The sequence below is a fragment of the Planotetraspora silvatica genome, from assembly GCF_016863315.1.
Classification (GTDB): Bacteria; Actinomycetota; Actinomycetes; order Streptosporangiales; family Streptosporangiaceae; genus Planotetraspora; species Planotetraspora silvatica.
Genome location: NZ_BOOQ01000040.1, coordinates 88727 through 107525, shown reverse-complemented (window position 1 = coordinate 107525; position 18799 = coordinate 88727). Strand labels below are relative to the sequence as shown.

Sequence of the window (18799 nt, the reverse complement as noted above, 5' to 3'; positions counted from 1 at the left end):
CACGTCGACGAGGGCCCCGTCGCCGCGCCCGGCCTCGTACGTGTGGACCCGCGAACGACGTCGCCCCCGCCATAGAGGTGCCGGCCTGGTTCACCCGCCCCGAGCGATCCATGACGCCCGCGCCCCGGAACGTGGACCAAGGAGTCGGAGGAATCATGAGCCAGTCGGTGCACAACAGAATCGAAACCGTGCCGCATCGGGTGAATCGCCTGTCCATCGCGGTCGGCGAGCCGTTCGACGTCTTCCGCGCCAGGTACGAGAGCGCCGTCCCCCGATTCGAGGCCGAACGCTTCAGGCGGCTCGTCGAGGACGAGGCCGACTGGGACACCATTCTCCAGGCGACGGCCGAGAACGCCCCGCACACGTTCATCATCTACTGGGCGGGAGACTTCAACGCGCTCATGCGGCTGGCGGGGGACCGGTTGCGCTGCGTCGAATACCTGATGGGCAACCATACGATCGCCCAGCGGATGTTCCACCACAATCCCGCCATCCTGCTGTACGCCCCGCTCCGCACAACGATCCACGAGGACGCCGCGGGTGAGACCTGGTTCACGGTGGAGCAGCCCAGCAGCCACTTCTCCAGCTTCGGCAGTCCGGACATCACCGAGGTCGGCCTCGAACTCGACCGGGAACTCGCCGCACTGCTCGAGTACCTCGACGTACCGGTCCCGGCCGCCCTCACCTGACGGCGGCGGCGCTCGCACCTGATCAGGGCAGACAGGTCGTTCAGCTAGCGAGGCGACGTGCGAGCTCGAGCAGGTCCGGCAGCCTCAGTACCCGGCCGTCGAAGCCGGGCAGGGGAACGTGCAGAGGTTCGGTCCAACGCGCAGGGATGGCGTCCACTCCGTAATACGCACCCGCAAGCCCGCCCGTGACGGCGGCGACGGTGTCGGTGTCACCGCCGAGGTCCACCGCCGCGCGGAGCGCGTCCTCGTAGGAGGTGGTGGTGCGGAAGGCCCAGACGGCCGAGCCCAGGCACGGCCACACGGCGCCGTTGAACTCTGTCGCCTGATCGGGGTGCCAATCATCGGCCAGGACAGTGGCATATCTGCGGCGGTGGTCAGGGTGAACGAGGGTGAGGGTGCCGGGGAGGGCGGCCAGCGGATCGCCACCGCGCAGCGCCACGCGGACGAGTTCGTGGAAGACGGCGGTGCCCTCCCAGGCGGCGCGGTCGCCGTGAGTGAGGGCGGCGACGCGGCGAGCCGCGTCCATGGTGGCTTCCCGGCCATCGCGAGCGAAGTACACCGCGGAGGTCGTGGCTCTCATCAGGGAGCCGTTGCCCGCCGCTCGCTGGTTGGTCTGGAAGTGGTGCGCCGCTGCGCGGTCCCATGCCAGGCCGTTGGTCAGGACGTCCTCGGTCTGCAGGCCGATGTCCTTCGGGTCCGACGTCGCCCACCTCTGGAAGCGGGCGAACATGTCGGGGAGGTCCAGGCCACGGCGTTCCAGCAGCGACTCCGCGATCAGAACGGCCATCTGTGTGTCGTCGGTGGCCTCACCGGGGTCCCAGCCGCCGCCACCACACATCTCATCCCTCGACGTGCGCACGGGGAAGCGCGCGGAGAACGCTCCTGCCGGTCCGAACTCGAAAGGGGCTCCCAGAGCGTCACCGACCGCGGAACCGATCACCGCACCGGCGACGCGCCGGGCATGATCAAGGTTCTCGGCACGGGCCGGGGCGGGTGGGCTCAACTCTGCTGGAGCACCGACAGGATGTTGCCGGCGGGGTCCTTGAACCAGGCGATGGGCGGTCCGACGCGGCGGAAGATGCCCTTGTCGTCCGCACCGTCGTAGAACTCGAAGCGGACTCCCCGTGAGACGAGTTCGTCGACGGCGGACTCGATGTCGTCGACGGGGAAGTTGAGGATCGTGAACGTGGCCGGCGTGTGGTCCGGCTTGGGGTAGATCAGCGTGTTCCGGTCGCCGGCGATGTGCAGCGTGAGCATGCCGTTCTCCTCGGACACCCGGATGCCGAGGGTCTCGCCGTAGAACCGCTTGGCCGCCGGGATGTCGTCCACGGAGAATCCGCTGAACGCCCTGGTGTGCTCGAACATCTCGCTCCGATCCAGGTGCCGGGCCGAATGTGGGGCGGGCCCACACTATCCAGATCTCCCGCCGATGGGGCGTCGGCGGCGGAAACACTTGATGATCTTGAGCTGGCCGGCGCGGCCGGCGTGACGGACTGGTCCGCTCACGCGGGGGCCCGTCGAGACGATCGAACAATCAGCGAGGGCGCCGGTGGAGGGAGTCCAGGAGGGCCAGGTCGTCCTCGGACAGACGCAATGCGCCGGCGGCCACGTTGGCGGCCAGGTGGTCCGGGTCGCCGGTGCCGGGAATGGCCAGCACGTGCGGCCCGCGGTGCAACGTCCACGCCAGCCGGACCTGTGCCGCGCTCATCCCGTGTGCCCGCGCGACGGCCAGCACCTCCTCGTCGTCGGCGCCGGTGGTGCCCGCCGTACGCCCGGCGCCGGCGATCGCGTAGAACGGGACGAACGCGATTCCCTGTTCACCGCAGGCGCGTACGAACTCGTCCTGGTCGGGCCGCACGCCGATGCCGTACATGTTCTGCACGCATGCCACCGGGGCGATGGACTGGGCCTCGGCGAGGTGTCCGGGGGTGACGTTGGAGATGCCGAGATGGCGGATGAGCCCGGCGTCGCGCAGTTCGGCCAGCGCGCCGAAACGCTCGGCGATCGAGCCGGTCCCGACGATGCGCAGGTTGACCACGTCGAGATGGTCACGGCCGAGCTGGCGCAGGTTCTCCTCGACCTGACCGCGCAGTCGCTCGGGGGTGGCGTGGGGCAGCCATTCACCGGAGGGGTCCCGGCCGGGCCCGACCTTGGTGGCGATGACGAGATCGTCGGGGTAGGGGGCGAGTGCCCGGTTGATCAGCTCGTTGGCCGACCGCAGCGGAGAGAAGTAGAACGCGGCGGTGTCGATGTGGTTCACCCCGAGCTCGACCGCTCGGCGCAGCACGCTGACGGCCTGGCCGCGGTCGCGGGGTGTGGCGCCGGCGGTGAGCGCCTCGCCGGTCTGCGTCAGGCGCATCGCGCCGAACCCGATCCGGTTGATCTCCATGTCGCCGAGCTTCCAGGTGCCCGATGCCGCCGCAGTGATCGTCTGTGAGGTCATGCCGGAATGATCCCCGCGCGGTAGGGTGGCCGCCATTGATTCAGACATGTGTTAATCGTGGAGGTGGCCGCGCTGGCGGAGCTGGCGTTCTCGGCGAGCGATCTGGCGCAGATGCGGTTCGCCGTCTCGCCGATGTGGGAGGTCGGGACCAGCTTCAAGCTGCTGAGCTCCGGCGCGGCGCATGCCGTGCACCGCCCCTGGATCGAGCAGGTGCGCCCACGGGTGGCCGCCGCCGGGCTGTTCCGGGGGTGGCTCGCCGAGCTGATCCCGACCTCGGGTTACGTCCCCGACTTCCTCAATCCGGCTCCCACCGGACCGGCCCTCGCCCTGCCGGCGGAGTTGACCCGCCTCCTGGCCACTCCCGTCGGCCAGGTCCGCCATGACCTCGACCGTCTGTCGCGCCACCAAGGAGGCCTGGGACCCCGGCTGCGGACCCTCTACGCCGAGCCGCAGGACCGTATGGCGCGAGTCGCGGAGGAGATCGAGACCTATTGGGAGCTGGCGCTCGCCCCCTACTGGGCGCGGATCCGGACCGTGCTCGACGCCGACGTCTTCCACCGGGCCCGGCAGGTCGCCGAGCACGGCGCGGCCCACCTCTTCAACGAGCTGCACGCCTCGGTGAGCTGGGATGACGACACACTGCGGCTGATCCGCCGGCAGCGGACCCTGTCCCGTGAGACGGCCGGCCCGGGACTGCTGCTCATTCCCTCGGTCTTCACCGGGCCGGAATTGCTCACCCGGGTGACGCCGCCGGACCCGCCGCAACTCGCCTACCCGGCACGCGGCATCGGCTCGCTCTGGGAACCCCAGCCGACCACCGGGCTCGACGCCCTCGCCGCCGTCCTCGGCCGCTCGCGGACCCGGCTGCTGGCCGAACTGGACGCCCCGGCCTCCACCGCCGAACTCGCCCGGCGCACCGGCCTGTCCCCGGCCGGGGTGTCCCAGTACCTCACCGCGCTGCGCGACGCGGGCCTGGTCAGCGCCCACCGGGCCGGCCGTTCGGTGTTGTACGCCCGCACCTCCGCCGCCGTGTCCCTCCTCGCCGCCTCGCCGGACAGACGGGCAGCCTCGCCGCTGCCGAGACCGGCATCCCGACATCTTTCATCGCCTTGACTATAAAAGTGTTCGGTGGCAGGCTTTCGACCTGTTCGCGAAGGGCCGGGGTCGCCCGGCCGCCGGTCGACCATGACGGAGACGGGGAGCACCGATGGCCCACGAGTTCGAACTGCGCAAGGAAATCGAGCTGGACGCGACGCCCGAACAGGTGTGGGAGGCCATCTCCACCGGCCCGGGGGTCGACTCGTGGTTCATGGGCCACAACGAGATCGAGCCGGGTGTGGGCGGCACGATCCGGATGACCGTGGCCGGGCACACCGACGAGTCCACGGTGACCGCGTGGGAGCCGGAGAAACGGCTCGCGCACCAGAGTCCGGTCGGGGCCGAGGGGGCCTTCATGGCCTTCGAGTACCTCATCGAGGGACGAGCCGGCGGCAGCACCGTGCTCCGGATGGTGCAGAGCGGAGTGCTGGGCGGCGACTGGGAGACCGAGTACGACGCGCTGAACGAGGGCTGGAACGTCTACCTGCACAGCCTGGCCCAGTACCTGGCGCACTTCCCCGGCCGGCATGGAGCCGTGGTCACGGTCGTCAAGCCACAGGCGGCCGATCGCGACAGGGCGTGGGCCGTGATCAAGTCGGAGCTCGGCCTGGCCGGAGAGATCGCCGTGGGCGACCGTGTGCACCTGGAGATCAAGGGGGCCGCCCCCGTCGAGGGGGTCGTCGACTACGCCGGCCTGCCCACCTTCATCGGCGTGCGCACCGCCGACGGGCTCTACCGCTTCATCCACTCCGGGCCGCAGCGCGGCGACGTCGTGGTCCTCGGGCATCACATCTACTCGGCGGACGTGGACCGTGATCAGGCCCAGCAGACCTGGCAGTCCTGGGTGGACGGGCTGTTCGCCTAGCCGTCCGAGCCGGGTGTCCCATCCGGGAGGGGGCCGGCCTCGCCTGCCGTACGGCGGGGCCTCCGGCCTCGGGCGACCTCGGTGCCGAGCGCGTCGAGGCGCTGGGTCCAGAACCGGCGGAAGTGCTCCAGCCAGATGTCGACCTCGCGCAAGGGCGCGGGGTCGACGGAGTAGAGGCGTCGTGTGCCGGCGGCCCGCACGGTGGCGAACCCGCTCTCCCGCAACACCCGCAGGTGTTGCGACACCCCGGGCTGGGAGATTCCGAACTCGTCCTGGACGATCGTGCCGATCTCACCGGCCGAGCGCTCGCCGCCGGCGAGCAGTTCCAGGATCCGGCGCCTCACCGGGTCTCCGAGAACGTCGAACGCGTGCATGGACGCAGCGTCTCAGCTGTGGCTTATATAAATCAACTTCGAAGCTTGCCGTCCGGCCCAGAAGATCGTAAACCGAAAGCGCGCCCGGAACGCCTCCGGGCGCGCTTTCGGTTTGAGATCCGATCAGGCGCTGTCACTCGCCGTGTAGTACGGGTAGCCGTATCCGGCCACCTCTGAGGTCGGCCTGGTGCGGATCTGCACGGCGTTGCCGGTGTTGCCTTCGACCGTCTGGATGGTGCCGTTGCCGTTGTCCTTGATGACAAAGCCGACGTGGTTGATCGAGTCGATGCTCTTGCTGCCGCTCCAGCTGAAGAACACCACGGCGCCCGGCTTGGGGACGGTGCCCCAGCGGCCGTTCTGCGCGAACCAGCGTGCGTGCGTGACGGTGTAGGCGTCCGCTCCGAGGACGGGCTGGATGCCGAGCTGGTTGCCCACCCAGGAGACGAACATGTCGCACCACTCAGCGTTGGCGTAGTCGGCCGGGCGCCCGCCGTCGCGGGCCACGGTCTCCCTGGCGCGCGGCGAGGACATGTACCAGGCCTGGAACTTGGTGCCGCCGCCGAGAGAGTTCTCTCGCACGCCGACCTGGCTTTCGGCCAGCTTCAGCAGTTGAGACGGGCTGACCTTGGGCAGTCCCGCAGCCTCCTTGGCCAGGGGCGTCGTGTTGTCGCTACCGGCCACGATGTGGTCGGAGTTCTGGGCGTGAGCCGTTGCCGCCATCGGTCCGGCGGCCACCGCCGAAGCGAGAGCGCCGGTCACGAGAGCAGCGTTGATGCAGGTCTTCAGGGCTCGCATGCTGGGGTCTACTCCCTTGCTTCCAGGCCGCCTACCGGGTTAGCTGACGGGTTCGGGCTGGAAGGCGCCCTACGGCACGATGTGTGCCGATTCACCCCAGGAGAGGTGGGTCCCCGGCTCCGCGCTGGCGCGGACTCGGCGGTGGACGGTCCTTCTTGACGGAAGGAACCGCCATCCGAGAGGGCACATCTGCCGTTGATTGAAACGGACAGGTATGCCCTGAGTTACCTAAAAGGTAATAGACGCATCCATACCGGTCAAGTAAGGACAAGTCAGATTTTACTTGTCAGCCTTCGACAAACGCTCGGATGATCGGGCGTGGCAGATCCTTCCCCTACTGCTGCGGGGAAAGGGACATCGGGTAAAGAAGTCGCGCGATCACCCGCGGGTCACCGGGGTTTTACGGTTTTCCGCCATCGGAGCCGGAGGTTCGCCACCATGGTGGCCGCATCACCGGCTGCCCAGCGTTATCGGCATGATCACTCTAGACGGATTGTGTAAACGCTGCGGTGACCGGACGGTCGGCGCGCTCCTGGACGCCCGCGCCCCGCATCCCGGGCACAGCGGGCACGCGCATCACCACCCACGCCGACCCGATGAGCAGGCTGAGCCCGCGCGAGGCGGAGGTGCTGAGAGACCTCGCGCAGGGCTACGTCAAACGCGGCGATCGCCGAACCCCCGCATGTGTCGCTCAACACCGTCGAAAGGCACGTCAACGCCATCATGGACAAGTTCGACCTGCCCCGTGATCCCGGCTACAGCCGCAGGATGCTCGCCATCCTGCGGCTACCTCGACGGCTGAGGCCCGTCAGCGCCAGCCCTGCGGGTCGACACCTCCCGGCACCGGGACGGCCGCGTCGTACGGCTCCCGCGTGAAGACGAACGTGTTGAGGTCCAGGTGCACACCGCCGTCGGTCCTGACGACCTGGAGCGTCTCGCCCGCGTAGTAGCCGTCGAGCCCCAGCCAGGTGCCGTCGGCCCGGGCGGCGAAGCGGGAGGCCCGGCCCTGGGCGCTCACCGGGGTGAGCGACAGCCCCCGCCCCGGCAGCACCCGGCAGACATATGCCGTCGGGCCCCAGTACCACGGCCCGGTCAACGCCAGGAGGTCCTCGTCGACGGGGGCCGGCGACCATTCGGCCGGCAACGGCGGCTCGTGCTGGGTCAGGATGTCGAGCAGATCGGTGAGCAGGGAGGCGCGCATCCCCGAGGTGGTGTTCGCCAGGAACAGCACGCCCGTGCCGTCCGCCGGATCCGCCCAGACGGTGGCCAGGAAGCCCGGCATGGAACCGGTGTGCCCGGCGAGCCTGCGAGAACCGGCCGGGCCGGTGTACCGGCTCAGCTGAAGGCCGAGGCCGTATCCCCGCGTCCAGACGTCTCCGTCCTCGACGGCGGCGGGCTCGCGCATCTCCGCGACCGTCTCCGGCCGCAGCACGCCGCCGGTGTCGCCGCCCACGAACGCCGCCCATCGGGCCAGATCGGTCGCCGTCGACCAGAGCTGCCCGGCCGGCGCCATCGCCCCGTGGTCGTTTTCCGGCTCGGGGAGCAGCACGTCGGCCCACGGGTGGACGGCGAAGCCGGTCGCGTGCGGCGCTCGCGGACGCGGAGTGGTCTCACGCATGCCGAGCGGTTCCAGGACCTCCTCCCGCAGGACCTCCCCCCATGGGGCCGAGCGCCTGCGCGCGACGATCTCGCCGAGCAGGGCGAAGCCGACGTTCGAGTAGTGGTAACGGCGGCCGGGCCGGTGCCTGGCCGACTCCGATCCGAGCGAGCCGATGAGCTCGGCCGCGGGGACTCCCGGGGTGCGTTCCCACCATTCACCCGGCGACTCGGCGGTGAGCCCGGCCGTGTGGGAGAGCAGCTGGGCGATCGTCACGTCGCCGACCGGCGTTCCCGGCAGGAGCTTGTCCAGGGGGTCGAGCAGGTCGAGCTGCCCCTCGTCGCGGAGCCGCATGATCAGGACCGCGACCATGCTCTTGGTGATCGATCCGATGCGGTACTGCGTGTCCTCGCCGGGCTGCTCCCCGCCGACCCGTCCGCGGCCGCCGAACCACGCGACCCGGCCGTCCCGGACCAGCGCCGCCACTATCGACGGAATGCGCGATTCCGCCTGTTCGACCGCCAGTCTCCGCAGCAACGCGCGAGCCGTACCCTCGAGAACCATCTTCGCGACCCTCCCCGTTTCGTGATCGGTCCAGGCTAACGCGCCCCCTGTGCCGGGCCGCCGGGTTCCCGCCGATCCTGGTGCCGGCAGGGACAGGAACGGCCCGTTCGAGCCGGATAGCATCGGCGTCATGGCTGTGACCAGCACACTCGGTGAATATCTGCGGGCCAGGCGTGAGCTCGTCCGTCCCGGCGAGGTCGGCCTTCCCGAGGGGGAGCGGCGCCGGGTCCCCGGGCTGCGGCGCGAGGAGGTCGCGCTGCTGGCCGGGATCAGCACCGAGTACTACCTGCGGCTGGAACAGGGGCGCGACCGGCACCCGTCCGACCAGATCCTCGACTGCATCGCGAAGGCGTTGCGGCTCGACGGCGAGGCGTCGGCGTACCTGCACGACCTCGCCCATCCGGTGCCGCAGAAACGGCGCAGGACCGCACGCCCCGAGCGCGTCAGCGACAGCGTGCGGAACCTGATCGGCAACTGGACGACGACGCCGGCGTACGTCCACGGCCGCAGCGGGGACGTCCTGGCCGCCAACCCGCTGGCCGTCGCGCTGTCACCCCACTACGCGCCCGGCTCCAACACCCTCCGCGCGGCCTTCCTCGAGCCGGAGATGCGCGTCTTCTACCGCGACTGGGACGACATGACCGCCAAGGCCGTGCCGTACCTGCGGTCGGTGATCGGGGCGGGCGTCGACGACCCGCGCCTGGTCAACCTCATCGGGGAGCTGAGCCTGGGCAGCGAACGCTTCCGCACCCTGTGGGCTCGTCACGACGTCCGGCACAAGACCAGCGGCCTGACCCGGCTGCTGCACCCGCAGGTCGGCCCGCTCGACCTGCGCTACGAGAAGCTCGCCCTGTCCGGCGCGGGCCAGATGCTGATCACCTACCACGCCGACCCCGGCTCCGACTCCGAGCAGCGCCTCCACCTCCTCGCCACGCTGGCGGTCCCGCCGGAAGCCGCGTCCATGCTCGCGGTTGAGGCATAGCCGGCCCCGGCCGGACGTCGGCGAGTGAGCACAGGCCCTCGGCCACTGCGGAAGAATGCCGTGCATGACCAATCCTCCTGGCGGCCCCTCCGGCGGGTCCGGCACGGGCTCCGAGGGAGGCAGGCCGCCGGGCGCGGTCCTCGAGGCGGTCCTCGAACGGATCACCTACGCCAACGAGGAGACGGGGTACACGATCGCGCGGGTCGCCACCGACCGCGGCGGCAACGAGTTGCTGACCGTCGTCGGCCCGCTGCTCGGGGCGCAGGTCGGCGAGTCGCTGCGGCTGACCGGCCGGTGGGGCTCTCACCCCCGGTACGGCAGGCAGTTCGAGGTGTGGTCCTACACCACGGTCCTGCCGGCCACGATCCAGGGAATCCAGCGGTACCTCGGCTCGGGGCTGATCAAGGGCATCGGCCCCAAGATGGCCGAGCGCATCGTGGACCATTTCGGCACCGACACCCTGCGCGTGATCGAAGAGGAACCGGGCCGGCTCGTCGAAGTGCCGGGGCTCGGCCCGAAGCGGACGAAGATGATCGGCGCCGCCTGGGAGGAACAGAAGATCATCAAGGAAGTGATGATCTTCCTGCAGGGCGTCGGCGTCTCCACCTCGATCGCGGTGCGGATCTTCAAGCAGTACGGCGACGAGTCGATCGACGTGGTCCGCAAGGAGCCCTACCGGCTCGCCGACGACGTGTGGGGCATCGGCTTCAAGACCGCCGACACCATCGCCCAGGCGGTGGGCATCCCGCACGACAGCCCCGAACGGGTGAAGGCCGGCCTGCGCTACACCCTGTCGCAGGCGGCCGACGACGGCCACTGTTACCTCCCCGCGCCCAACCTCGTGGCGGACGCGGTGAAGATCCTCGAGGTGGCGCCCGACCTCACCGCCACCTGCCTCGACGAACTCGTCGCCGAGGAGGGCGTGGTCCGCGAGGAGGTGCCGGTCGGGGAGGGCTCCGTGCCCGCCGTCTACCTGGTGCCCTTCCACCGCGCCGAGCTCTCACTGGCGGGCACGCTGCGCGGGCTCCTGGCCTCCGGCCACGACCGGATGAAGGCGTTCGCCGACGTCGACTGGCCCGCCGCCCTCGACTGGCTGCGCGGCAGAACCGGTTCCGACCTCGCCCCCGAGCAGGCCCAGGCCGTACGGCTGGCCCTGACGGAGAAGGTGGCCGTCCTCACCGGCGGCCCCGGCTGCGGCAAGAGCTTCACCGTCCGCTCGGTCGTCACACTGGCCAAGGCCAAACGGGCCAAGGTCATCTTGGCGGCGCCCACCGGGCGCGCCGCCAAGCGCCTGTCGGAGCTGACCGGCCACGAGGCCACCACCGTCCACCGGTTGCTGCAGTTGCGCCCGGGCGGCGACGCCACGTTCGACCGCGACAATCCGCTCGACGCCGACCTGGTCGTCGTCGACGAGGCGTCCATGCTCGACCTGCTGCTCGCCAACAAGCTGGCCAAGGCCGTGGCACCCGGCGCGCACCTGCTGTTCGTCGGCGACGTCGACCAACTTCCCTCGGTCGGCGCGGGCGAGGTGCTGCGTGACCTGCTGGCCGCTCCGGAGATCCCCCGGGTACGGCTGACGCAGATCTTCCGCCAGGCGCAGGAGTCCGGGGTCGTCGTCAACGCCCACCGGGTCAACACCGGCCAGTCCCCCCTGGTCAGGGATTTCCCGGACTTCTTCCTCTTCCCCTGCGAGGAGCCGGAGGAGATCGCCTCCCTGACGGTCGACGTGGTGGCGCGGCGCATTCCGGCGAAGTTCGGTCTCAACCCGCGGCGCGACGTCCAGGTGCTCGCTCCGATGCACCGCGGGGCCGCCGGCGCGGGAGCGCTCAACATCGCCCTGCAGGAGGCGCTGACGCCGGCACGAGAGGGCATGCCCGAGCGCCGCTACGGCGGGCGGGTCTTCCGCGTGGGCGACAAGGTCACACAGCTGCGCAACAACTACGACAAGGGCGCCGCCGGGGTGTTCAACGGCACGGTCGGCGTGGTCACCGGCATGTCGCCGGAGGAGAGCAAGCTGACCGTCCTCACCGACGAGGACGAGAACGTCGACTACTCCTTCGACGAACTCGACGAGCTCGCCCACGCGTACGCGGTCAGCATCCACCGGTCCCAGGGGAGCGAGTATCCGGCCGTCGTCATCCCGCTCGCGACGAGTGCGTGGATGATGCTGCAGCGCAACCTGCTCTACACCGCCATCACCCGGGCCAAGAAGCTCGTGGTCATCGTGGGGTCCCGGCGCGCGCTCGCGCAGGCCGTACGGACGAAGGGGGCGGGCCGCCGGCACACCGGCCTGACCCATCGCCTCGACGCCCCGGCGCGACCCTGACGACCGGCCCGGGTGCCGCGGCCCGCCCTCGGGACCGGCTCTAACGCCGGAGTTCGGCCTCCAGCGCGGTGAGCTGGTCGAGCGTGCCCTGCTGCCGCCAGGAGGGCTGTTCGTGCCCGTCGAGGAACGTGCCCTGCTCGGTGAGCAGCAGCCGGGTGCCCTCACCGTCCGGGGTGAGCTCCACGGCTGTGACGGACACCGTGGCCATGGTGTCGCCGGACTTGAGGACGGAGGCCGCGACGATCCGCTGGTCGGGGATGATGTCGTGGTAGACGGACTCGAACGTCAGCGCCGAGCCGTCCGCCGCGTGCCCGCGGGTGACCTCTCTGCCGCCGATGCGGAAGTCGAGCTCGTGCTCGGCGGCGGGTCCGGCGAACCAGCGGGCCTTCGCCTCGGGGTCGGCCCACGCGGCGAAGACGCGGGCCGGTGACGCCTTGTAGACGCGTTCGAGGGTGAACGTGGTGTGGGTGACGGAACGGTCGCTCATGATGTGCTCCTGTTCTCTGGTTCCTGGCCTGGTGCCGCCTGGGGATCTTCGGTCAGGTAGTCGCCGAGTCGGTCGAGACTCCGCTCCCAGGACGTGCGCTGCCGCGTGATCCACTCCTCGGCGGCCCGCAGCACCTCCGGCTCGATGTGGCAGGTGCGGACGCGGCCGGTCTTGCCGGACCTGACCAGGCCGCATGCTTCCAGGACCTGCAGGTGCTGCATGACGGCCGGCAGGGACATGTCCAGCGGCCTGGCCAGATCGCTCACCGAGGCCGGCCCGCGGACCAGCCGCTCGACCATGCTCCGGCGGGTCGTGTCCGCCAGCGCCTGGAAGACCCGATCCAACTCATACTTAGGCACGTACTTAACTATCCGTTGCGAGGGCTCAATAGTCAAGTGGTTGCTTAACCATTCTGGAATTGGCCCGCCGGGGGAGGATGTGCCGTCCACGGGCAGAGGGGGCACACGCTTCGCCTCGCACCGAAACGTCGCGCGCCTAGCGTTCCGGGCATGACACACGAACCTCCCGTGATCACACGGCACGCCGACGTTCGAGCCGTGTTGTCCGATGCGCGCTTCGAGGTGCCCGCGGCCTCGCCCGTGACGGACGGCACACACGGCATCGCCTGGCTCCGGGGAGCGGTGAGCAGGTTCAGCAACGGGGAGGAGCACGCCCGGCGCAGGTCACGCGCGATCGGACTGCTGTCCCCGATCAGTCCAACCCGACTGCGCGCGGACGCTTTCGACCTGGCCTCCGCCGACCTGGCCTCCGCCGACCTGTCCTCGTCCGGGCCCTCTTCTGCTGAGCCGTCTTCCGCCGGGTCGTCCTCGCCCTGGTCGTCCTCGTCTGGGCCGGCCGAGGCGGTCGTCGTCGACGTGATGGCACGGCTCGCCCGCCGCGTACCGGTCGGCGTTCTCGCCACGCACCTGGGCATCGTCCCGGAGCGCCGGGAGGAGGCCGTCGGCGCCGTCACCGCGATGGCCGCCGCCTACCACCCGCGGCCCGCTACGGCACGGCACGGCCCCGGGGCCGATGAGCGGGACGAACATGCCGACCGGGCCGTGGTTGTACTGGCGGACCTGCTCGGACACCCGGAGCCGGAACGGCTGGCCGCCGTGGCGGCGCTGTTGATCCAGGCGTGCGACGCGACGGCGGGCCTGATCGGCAACGCTCTCGATCTGCTGACGCGACTGCCGCGCGCCGTGGTCGCCCGGTGGCCGGCCGAGGCGATCCTCACGGAGGCTCTCCGCCACACCCCTCCCGTACGGCTGACGCGCAGGGTGGCCACGGCGGACACGATCGTGGGCGGAGTGCTCGTTCCCGCGGGCACCGTGGTCGTCCTCGACCTCGCGTCCGCCAACCGCGATCCCGACGCGTTCCCTGATCCTCACCGGTTCGATCCCGACCGGTTCGATCCCCGAAGATCCGATGCCGATCGCCGGCACACGGGCGAGGACACGGAGGGCGAACCTGCCGGCTGTCCGCATTTCGGATTCGGCGCCGGAATCAGGTCGTGTCCCGGCGATGCGCCCGCGACCGCCCTCGCGGCGGGAGTGGTCGAAGCAGCGGCCTCGTGGGTGCTTGTCAACCCGGAGATCCACTACGAGCCGTCGCCCAATCTGCGGGTTCCCGCACGCCTTGATCTGCGGCGGACGAGCCCCGGAAAAACAGCTGACTGACGCTCATGATCAGGTTTGACGCGGACTTTACCGGTGATCGAGATAGGTGTGAACATTCGGCGACCAAACTGTGACCTAACCGACCCAGAAATTGCACATATCAACGGCTACCCCTAATAAGGTCTTGTGTGCACTTTGCGCCCATGGGGGAGAAGTTGTGACGAGCACTCACACCCGGTCTAAGTTGCCCATCGCCGGGGTCGCCGTGGCCATGGTCACGGCATTGGCAGCATGTTCCAGTGGGTCGGGATCGGGATCCACCGTGTCGCCGGGGGGCGACTCCGGTGAGTCCACGCCCGCGAAGCCGGTACCGACCATCAAGATCAGTCCGGTCAAGGGCACCGCGAAGGTGCGCCCGGACAAAGCCGTGGTCGTGACGGCCGACAACGGTTCCCTCGAAGAGGTCGTCGTCCAGGCCGGCGGCGTGCCGGTCGAGGGTGAGTTCGACTCCACTCGCACCAAGTGGACGTCGAAGGGCCCGTTGAAGCCGTCGAGCAAGTACACCGTGTCGGCCAAGGCCAGCGGTGAGGGCGGCCCCGCCGAGGCGACCAGCCAGTTCAGCACACTGAAGCCCAAGTTTCCTTTGGCCGTCGCCGACATCACCCCGGGCGTCAAGGGCGAGTCGGTGGGTGTCGGAATGCCGATCATGGTGACCTTCAACCAGGCGGTGACCGACAAGGCGTCCGTCGAGAAGGCCCTGAAGGTCAAGGCCCAGAAGCCGGTCGACGGTGCCTGGCGCTGGATGAGCGCCAAGCAGGTGATCTACCGTCCCGCCAAGTACTGGCCCGCCCACCAGCAGGTGAAGTTCACCGCGAACCTCGCGGGCGTGCGCGGCGGCAAGGACATGTACGGCGTCAAGAACTCCAGCGCGACCATCAACATCGGCGCGGCGTTGATCAGCACCGTCAACGTGAAGACGCACATGATGTACGTCAAGAAGGACGGCAAGACCGTCCAGACGATGAAGATCAGTGCCGGCAAGGGCGACACCCGCGAGTACACGACGACCAGCGGCATCCACCTCACGATGGAGCGCGCGAACCCGGTCACGATGATCTCTCCGGGTAAGAAGGAGGGCGACCCCGGCTACTACAAGGAGATCGTCAACTACGCCGTCCGCATCTCCAACAGTGGCGAGTACGTCCACAGCGCACCGTGGTCGGTCGGCTCGCAGGGCTACGCCAACGTCAGCCACGGCTGCGTGAACGCCAGCCCGGCGCAGGCCAAGTGGTTCTACGACAACTTCCACCGCGGTGACGTCGTCAAGGTCACCGGCACCACCCGCATCCTGGAGTCGTGGAACGGCTGGGGCTTCTGGCAGATGCCGTTCAAGGAGTGGGAGAAGGGCAGCGCGCTCAAGTAGCGGCGCCTCGGCATCAGGGCCCTCGGGTGTTCACCGGAGGGCCCTTTTCGCTGCCCTCGGCAGGGGGTCTGACGTCGGCGGGGGTGGCGATCCTCCTTCCACGCCGAGCGCCTTGGGACAATGCCAGGTATGCATGGCAATGCGATACGGCTCCTACGCCGGCTCGGCGCGGAGACCGTCCCCCACCCCGGTGGCATGTTGCTGGACCATCTGATTCGGGTGCGTGACCGCCTGACCCGCTGGAAGGCCTCACCCGCACTGCGGACAGCCGGACTGTGCCACGCCTTCTACGGAACCGACGGCTTCCCGACTGGCCTGCTCGGCCTCGCCGGGCGGGACCTGCTCGAGGAGGTCATCGGATCGGAGGCCGAAGACCTGGTCTACCGGTACGGCGCCTGCAATCGTGCACACGTCTACCCCCAGTTGGGGGTCGCCGACCCAGTCGAATTCCGCGACAGGTTCACCGGCCGGACCGCGCCGATCGCGGCGGCCGAGCTGGCCTGGTTCGCCGAGCTGACCGCGGCCAACGAGCTCGACCTGGCCGACCACGACCCTGACTTCGCCGTGAAGTACGGATCTGATCTGCTGACGCTGTTCACTCGCGCCCGGCCGCTGTTGTCGGTGGCGGCCTGGACAGACTGCCAGACGATCCTGGCCGGGAAGGAGGTGGCCGATGCGGATTGACCGGCTCGATCACCTGGTGCTGACCGTCGCCGATCTGGAGGCCACGGTCGACTTCTACACCCGGGTACTGGGGATGACCCCGATCACCTTCGGAGGTGGCCGCCGGGCGCTGGTCTTCGGCCACTCGAAGATCAACCTGCACCAGGCGGGTCAGGAGTTCGAACCCAAGGCCACTCACCCGATCCCGGGCAGCGCCGATCTGTGCTTGATCACGACAGACTCGCTGGAGCAGGTGATCACCGAGCTGACCGCGCACGGTGTGCCGATCGAGGAAGGGCCGGTCCCGCGCACGGGCGCGATCGGCCCGATGGACAGCGTCTACCTGCGCGATCCCGATGGCAACCTGATCGAGATCAGCGTCTACTCATCGGGTTGAACGCCGGGGATCTCCTGTCGGTCAGCCTGTGAGGCCGAGCCGTATCGCCCGGGACAGGGGTGTGGACTCGCCGGCCCGCAGGGGCTCGGACAGGAAGAACGGGACCTGCGACATGAACCTCGGCCGCGTCCCGTGGTGCGGCTGGGCCGCGTGGACCAGGAACGGGTGGCACAGGTAGACGTCGCCGGGCAGTCCGGTGGCGAGGGCCACCGGACGGTCCGCGCCCGCCGCATCCATGACGGGGCCGGACTCGAGGAACGGCAGGGCACGCTCAGCGTACGGCTCCAGGACGCGGGCCGTGTCGAGATGGGAGCCCACCCGGATCCGAGTGGGGGCGTCCTGCTCGGTGACCTCGGAGTAGAGCAGCAGCGCCAGCATGGTGTGCGGTCTGGCCGAGATGATCCCCCAGGCGCCGTCCGGACCGGGATCGTTCTGGTCGATGTGCCAGCCGGTGTCCCCGGCATCCTCCGGGTGCGGGAAGCGGATCGGTGCCATGCCGACGGTGCCGCGCGGGAGCCAGCCGCCCTTGCCCGCGATCTGATCCAGCGCCGCGGCAATCTTCGGGCCGCGGATCGCCTCCCCGAACGGGCCTTGTCCCGTCTCGTCGACCGCCCAGATGACCGGCTTGACCCACTCCGACGGCCTGTCCGGCGACAGCCCGATCTGCTCCCAGAACGACTCCCGGATACGGTCGCCGACCGCCCGCGGGAAGGCCTCTTCGACCTTGATGAATCCGTCCGCCACGAACCGCTCGACGTCCACGTCGACCGCCGGGCCATCCACCGTACTCATGCCATGAACGCTAACGATCCGGAGCCCCCACGTCTCCTCATTATTTTCGGCCGCCGGGCCGAACGGCGTTGCGGCCCAGACTTCGGCCCAGACTTCGACTCTGGACAGGGCTCGCACCAGAGCACAGACGAAAACTCAGACCAGGACTCAGACCAGGGCGAGTTGCCTGGCCGGTGATCGGCGGCGGCGCCACCGTCTGGCCGACTGCCCGATGCCGTACGCCTCCGTCAAGCTGCGGACCTGGTCGGCGATCCGGCGCCGGTAGTCGGCGTCGGCCGTGGGGCCCTTGCCGTACAGCGCCTGGTATCGGGGGACGAGCCCGGGGTGTTCGCGCTCCAGCCAGCCCATGTACCACTCCCGGGCCCCGGAGGGGAGCCGCAGGACGACCGGGGTCACGCTGACCGCGCCCGCCTCGGCCGCCCGCCGCACCGTGGACAGGAGGTGGTCGGCCGAGTCGGTGATCAGGGGGAGGATCGGCGCCATCAGGACACCGCAGGGGATGCCGCCGTCGTTCAGCGCGGCGCACACCTCCAGCCGTCGCTGGGGGGTCGCCGCGCCCGGCTCGACGGCCCGGCGGATGCGGTCGTCGACGAAGCCCACCGACACCGAGGCGTTCACCTGGGTCATCTTGGCCGCCTCGCGCAGCACGTCGAGATCGCGGAGGATGAGCGGGCTCTTGGTCAGAACGGTGAAGGGGTTGCCCGCCTCCGCGAGGGCGCGGATGACGCGGGGCATCAGCTGGTAGGTCTCCTCGGCGGGCTGGTAGCAGTCGCCGGTCAGCCCGAGCGCGACCGGATCACCGTGCCAGCGAGGTGAGGTGAGCTCGCGGCGTAACCGATCGGCCAGGTTGGTCTTGACGACGATCCGCGAGGCGAAGTCCTCTCCCGCGTCGAGCCCGAGGTAGCGGTGGCCGCGCCTGGCCATGCAGTAGCTGCACGCGGCCTGACAGCCGCGATAGGGGCTGACCGCCCATTGATAGGGAAGCTCCGCGGCCTCGGGGACCTTGTCGATCGCGACCCGGGCGGGCACCTCGTAGCAGGTGATTCCGTCGAAGGCCCGCATGACGGCCTGCCGTTCGACCCGGGGCCGCGAGGGCCCTCCGTCGAGGAGCGACTGCTGAACCCCTGGAGTGATGGCGGGGCCGGGAGAGGCGTCGCGACGCATGGGGATCAGTAGAACACGCATTCGACCCTGACGCCAAGTGCCGCGCCGTACGGGAGTGGCCCCCGCCCGGCGGGGGCATGGAGGGACAGGATTCGCCGCCTGGAAAGAGTGGCGAAATGCCCATGGCCCTGACCATGGGAAACCCTTAAACTGGTACAAGCGTACCGCTTAAGTGGAGGTTCCCATGGCGTGGATCCTGCTCGTCGCCGCCATCGCCACGGAGGTCCTGGCCACCTCCGCTCTCAAGTTGAGCAACGGGCTGTCCAACGTCGGGTGGACCATCGTGGTCGTCATCGGATACGTGGCGTCCCTCGTCCTGCTCGCACGTGCCCTCAAGCTGGAGATGCCGGTCGGCGTGGCCTACGCCGTGTGGGCGGGCATCGGCACGGCGGCCATCGCCCTGATCGGCACGTTATTCCTCGGCGAGGGGATGAACCTGACCAAGGCCGCCGGTATCGTTTTGATCATCTGTGGCGTCGTGGTGCTGAACCTGGCCGGCTCCCACTGAGCCGGATGGCACC

At 69.6% G+C, this 18799-nt stretch carries 20 protein-coding genes and 1 riboswitch; of the genes, 10 read left to right on the top strand and 10 right to left on the bottom strand.

From position 1 onward, the window contains the following. Positions 1–155: 155 nt before the first annotated feature. A complete protein-coding gene (locus tag Psi02_RS28080; protein ID WP_203978744.1) occupies positions 156–689 on the top strand; it encodes a DUF302 domain-containing protein in 534 nt (177 codons plus the stop codon). Between the two features lie 40 nt (positions 690–729). Here the strand turns inward: Psi02_RS28080 and Psi02_RS28075 are convergent, their stop codons facing one another. The 3 genes from Psi02_RS28075 to Psi02_RS28065 all read right to left on the bottom strand — a co-directional run bounded on the left by Psi02_RS28075 (position 730) and on the right by Psi02_RS28065 (position 3132). Beyond that, positions 730–1692 carry an ADP-ribosylglycohydrolase family protein gene (locus tag Psi02_RS28075; RefSeq protein WP_203978743.1) on the bottom strand — a complete coding sequence of 321 codons (963 nt, stop codon included), beginning with the start codon at positions 1690–1692 and terminating at the stop codon, positions 730–732. Further along, positions 1689–2054, bottom strand: a complete 366-nt coding sequence (locus Psi02_RS28070; RefSeq protein WP_203978741.1) for a VOC family protein — start codon at positions 2052–2054, stop codon at positions 1689–1691. Before Psi02_RS28070 ends, Psi02_RS28075 begins: the two co-directional genes overlap by 4 nt. A gap of 169 nt (positions 2055–2223) precedes the next feature. Next, the gene (locus Psi02_RS28065) at positions 2224–3132 is read right to left on the bottom strand and encodes an oxidoreductase (RefSeq protein ID WP_203978739.1); all 909 of its coding nucleotides are present in this window, start codon (positions 3130–3132) and stop codon (positions 2224–2226) included. 48 nt (positions 3133–3180) lie between these two features. On the opposite strand from Psi02_RS28065, the gene Psi02_RS28060 reads away from it, so the two are divergent. Both Psi02_RS28060 and Psi02_RS28055 read left to right on the top strand, forming a co-directional pair. Further along, positions 3181–4245, top strand: a complete 1065-nt coding sequence (locus tag Psi02_RS28060; RefSeq protein ID WP_239095214.1) for an ArsR/SmtB family transcription factor — start codon at positions 3181–3183, stop codon at positions 4243–4245. Between the two features lie 94 nt (positions 4246–4339). Continuing rightward, positions 4340–5095 (top strand): SRPBCC family protein, encoded by a 756-nt coding sequence (locus Psi02_RS28055; protein WP_203978737.1) that lies wholly within the window; start codon positions 4340–4342, stop codon positions 5093–5095. Here the strand turns inward: Psi02_RS28055 and Psi02_RS28050 are convergent. From Psi02_RS28050 to Psi02_RS28040, 3 genes are all read right to left on the bottom strand, one after another. After that, entirely contained in the window at positions 5092–5469 is a 378-nt protein-coding gene (locus Psi02_RS28050; RefSeq protein ID WP_203978735.1) for an ArsR/SmtB family transcription factor, read from the bottom strand. The two genes, Psi02_RS28055 and Psi02_RS28050, sit on opposite strands and share 4 nt — an antisense overlap. A 123-nt stretch (positions 5470–5592) precedes the next feature. After that, positions 5593–6264 carry a CHAP domain-containing protein gene (locus tag Psi02_RS28045; RefSeq protein WP_203978733.1) on the bottom strand — a complete coding sequence of 224 codons (672 nt, stop codon included), beginning with the start codon at positions 6262–6264 and terminating at the stop codon, positions 5593–5595. Between the two features lie 14 nt (positions 6265–6278). Beyond that, positions 6279–6415, bottom strand: a riboswitch (cyclic di-AMP (ydaO/yuaA leader). Positions 6416–7072: 657 nt separating this feature from the next. Then, positions 7073–8425 carry a serine hydrolase domain-containing protein gene (locus tag Psi02_RS28040; RefSeq protein ID WP_203978731.1) on the bottom strand — a complete coding sequence of 451 codons (1353 nt, stop codon included), beginning with the start codon at positions 8423–8425 and terminating at the stop codon, positions 7073–7075. A gap of 130 nt (positions 8426–8555) precedes the next feature. Here Psi02_RS28040 and Psi02_RS28035 point away from each other — a divergent pair, with 130 nt between their 5' ends. Beyond that, positions 8556–9407: a helix-turn-helix domain-containing protein gene (locus tag Psi02_RS28035; RefSeq protein WP_203978729.1), complete on the top strand. Its 852-nt coding sequence runs from the start codon at positions 8556–8558 to the stop codon at positions 9405–9407. 64 nt (positions 9408–9471) lie between these two features. Next, complete coding sequence (gene recD2, locus Psi02_RS28030) at positions 9472–11733, top strand: SF1B family DNA helicase RecD2 (protein ID WP_203978727.1); 2262 nt, start codon at positions 9472–9474, stop codon at positions 11731–11733. A 40-nt stretch (positions 11734–11773) separates the two neighbouring features. Here the strand turns inward: recD2 and Psi02_RS28025 are convergent, their stop codons facing one another. Beyond that, positions 11774–12220, bottom strand: coding sequence for an SRPBCC family protein (locus Psi02_RS28025; protein WP_203978725.1), 447 nt, complete (start codon positions 12218–12220; stop codon positions 11774–11776). Next, entirely contained in the window at positions 12217–12579 is a 363-nt protein-coding gene (locus Psi02_RS28020; protein WP_239095213.1) for an ArsR/SmtB family transcription factor, read from the bottom strand. Before Psi02_RS28020 ends, Psi02_RS28025 begins: the two co-directional genes overlap by 4 nt. A gap of 150 nt (positions 12580–12729) precedes the next feature. Between Psi02_RS28020 and Psi02_RS28015 the strand changes: the two genes are divergently transcribed. From Psi02_RS28015 to Psi02_RS28000, 4 genes are all read left to right on the top strand, one after another. Further along, positions 12730–13899 (top strand): cytochrome P450, encoded by a 1170-nt coding sequence (locus Psi02_RS28015; RefSeq protein WP_203978723.1) that lies wholly within the window; start codon positions 12730–12732, stop codon positions 13897–13899. Positions 13900–14161: 262 nt separating this feature from the next. Beyond that, the gene (locus tag Psi02_RS28010; protein WP_239095212.1) at positions 14162–15262 is read left to right on the top strand and encodes a L,D-transpeptidase; all 1101 of its coding nucleotides are present in this window, start codon (positions 14162–14164) and stop codon (positions 15260–15262) included. Positions 15263–15391: 129 nt separating this feature from the next. Beyond that, positions 15392–15946 carry a DUF6817 domain-containing protein gene (locus Psi02_RS28005; RefSeq protein WP_203978722.1) on the top strand — a complete coding sequence of 185 codons (555 nt, stop codon included), beginning with the start codon at positions 15392–15394 and terminating at the stop codon, positions 15944–15946. Next, a complete protein-coding gene (locus Psi02_RS28000; protein WP_203978720.1) occupies positions 15936–16322 on the top strand; it encodes a VOC family protein in 387 nt (128 codons plus the stop codon). Before Psi02_RS28005 ends, Psi02_RS28000 begins: the two co-directional genes overlap by 11 nt. Positions 16323–16343: 21 nt before the next feature. Here the strand turns inward: Psi02_RS28000 and Psi02_RS27995 are convergent, their stop codons facing one another. Together Psi02_RS27995 and Psi02_RS27990 are read right to left on the bottom strand one after the other, a co-directional pair. Beyond that, entirely contained in the window at positions 16344–17114 is a 771-nt protein-coding gene (locus Psi02_RS27995; RefSeq protein WP_203978718.1) for a phytanoyl-CoA dioxygenase family protein, read from the bottom strand. Positions 17115–17261: 147 nt separating this feature from the next. Then, positions 17262–18278, bottom strand: a complete 1017-nt coding sequence (locus Psi02_RS27990) for a radical SAM protein (RefSeq protein ID WP_203978716.1) — start codon at positions 18276–18278, stop codon at positions 17262–17264. A gap of 184 nt (positions 18279–18462) precedes the next feature. Here Psi02_RS27990 and Psi02_RS27985 point away from each other — a divergent pair, with 184 nt between their 5' ends. Then, positions 18463–18786: a DMT family transporter gene (locus tag Psi02_RS27985; RefSeq protein WP_203978708.1), complete on the top strand. Its 324-nt coding sequence runs from the start codon at positions 18463–18465 to the stop codon at positions 18784–18786. Positions 18787–18799 lie beyond the last annotated feature (13 nt).

Coding starts and splice junctions, on each gene's coding strand:
- Psi02_RS28080 (WP_203978744.1), top strand. CDS start 156: ATGAGCCAGTCGGTGCACAACAGAATCGAAACCGTGCCGCATCGGGTG.
- Psi02_RS28070 (WP_203978741.1), bottom strand. CDS start 2,054: ATGTTCGAGCACACCAGGGCGTTCAGCGGATTCTCCGTGGACGACATC.
- Psi02_RS28065 (WP_203978739.1), bottom strand. CDS start 3,132: ATGACCTCACAGACGATCACTGCGGCGGCATCGGGCACCTGGAAGCTC.
- Psi02_RS28055 (WP_203978737.1), top strand. CDS start 4,340: ATGGCCCACGAGTTCGAACTGCGCAAGGAAATCGAGCTGGACGCGACG.
- Psi02_RS28050 (WP_203978735.1), bottom strand. CDS start 5,469: ATGCACGCGTTCGACGTTCTCGGAGACCCGGTGAGGCGCCGGATCCTG.
- Psi02_RS28045 (WP_203978733.1), bottom strand. CDS start 6,264: ATGCGAGCCCTGAAGACCTGCATCAACGCTGCTCTCGTGACCGGCGCT.
- Psi02_RS28040 (WP_203978731.1), bottom strand. CDS start 8,425: ATGGTTCTCGAGGGTACGGCTCGCGCGTTGCTGCGGAGACTGGCGGTC.
- Psi02_RS28035 (WP_203978729.1), top strand. CDS start 8,556: ATGGCTGTGACCAGCACACTCGGTGAATATCTGCGGGCCAGGCGTGAG.
- recD2 (WP_203978727.1), top strand. CDS start 9,472: ATGACCAATCCTCCTGGCGGCCCCTCCGGCGGGTCCGGCACGGGCTCC.
- Psi02_RS28025 (WP_203978725.1), bottom strand. CDS start 12,220: ATGAGCGACCGTTCCGTCACCCACACCACGTTCACCCTCGAACGCGTC.
- Psi02_RS28015 (WP_203978723.1), top strand. CDS start 12,730: ATGACACACGAACCTCCCGTGATCACACGGCACGCCGACGTTCGAGCC.
- Psi02_RS28005 (WP_203978722.1), top strand. CDS start 15,392: ATGCATGGCAATGCGATACGGCTCCTACGCCGGCTCGGCGCGGAGACC.
- Psi02_RS28000 (WP_203978720.1), top strand. CDS start 15,936: ATGCGGATTGACCGGCTCGATCACCTGGTGCTGACCGTCGCCGATCTG.
- Psi02_RS27995 (WP_203978718.1), bottom strand. CDS start 17,114: ATGAGTACGGTGGATGGCCCGGCGGTCGACGTGGACGTCGAGCGGTTC.
- Psi02_RS27990 (WP_203978716.1), bottom strand. CDS start 18,278: ATGCGTCGCGACGCCTCTCCCGGCCCCGCCATCACTCCAGGGGTTCAG.
- Psi02_RS27985 (WP_203978708.1), top strand. CDS start 18,463: ATGGCGTGGATCCTGCTCGTCGCCGCCATCGCCACGGAGGTCCTGGCC.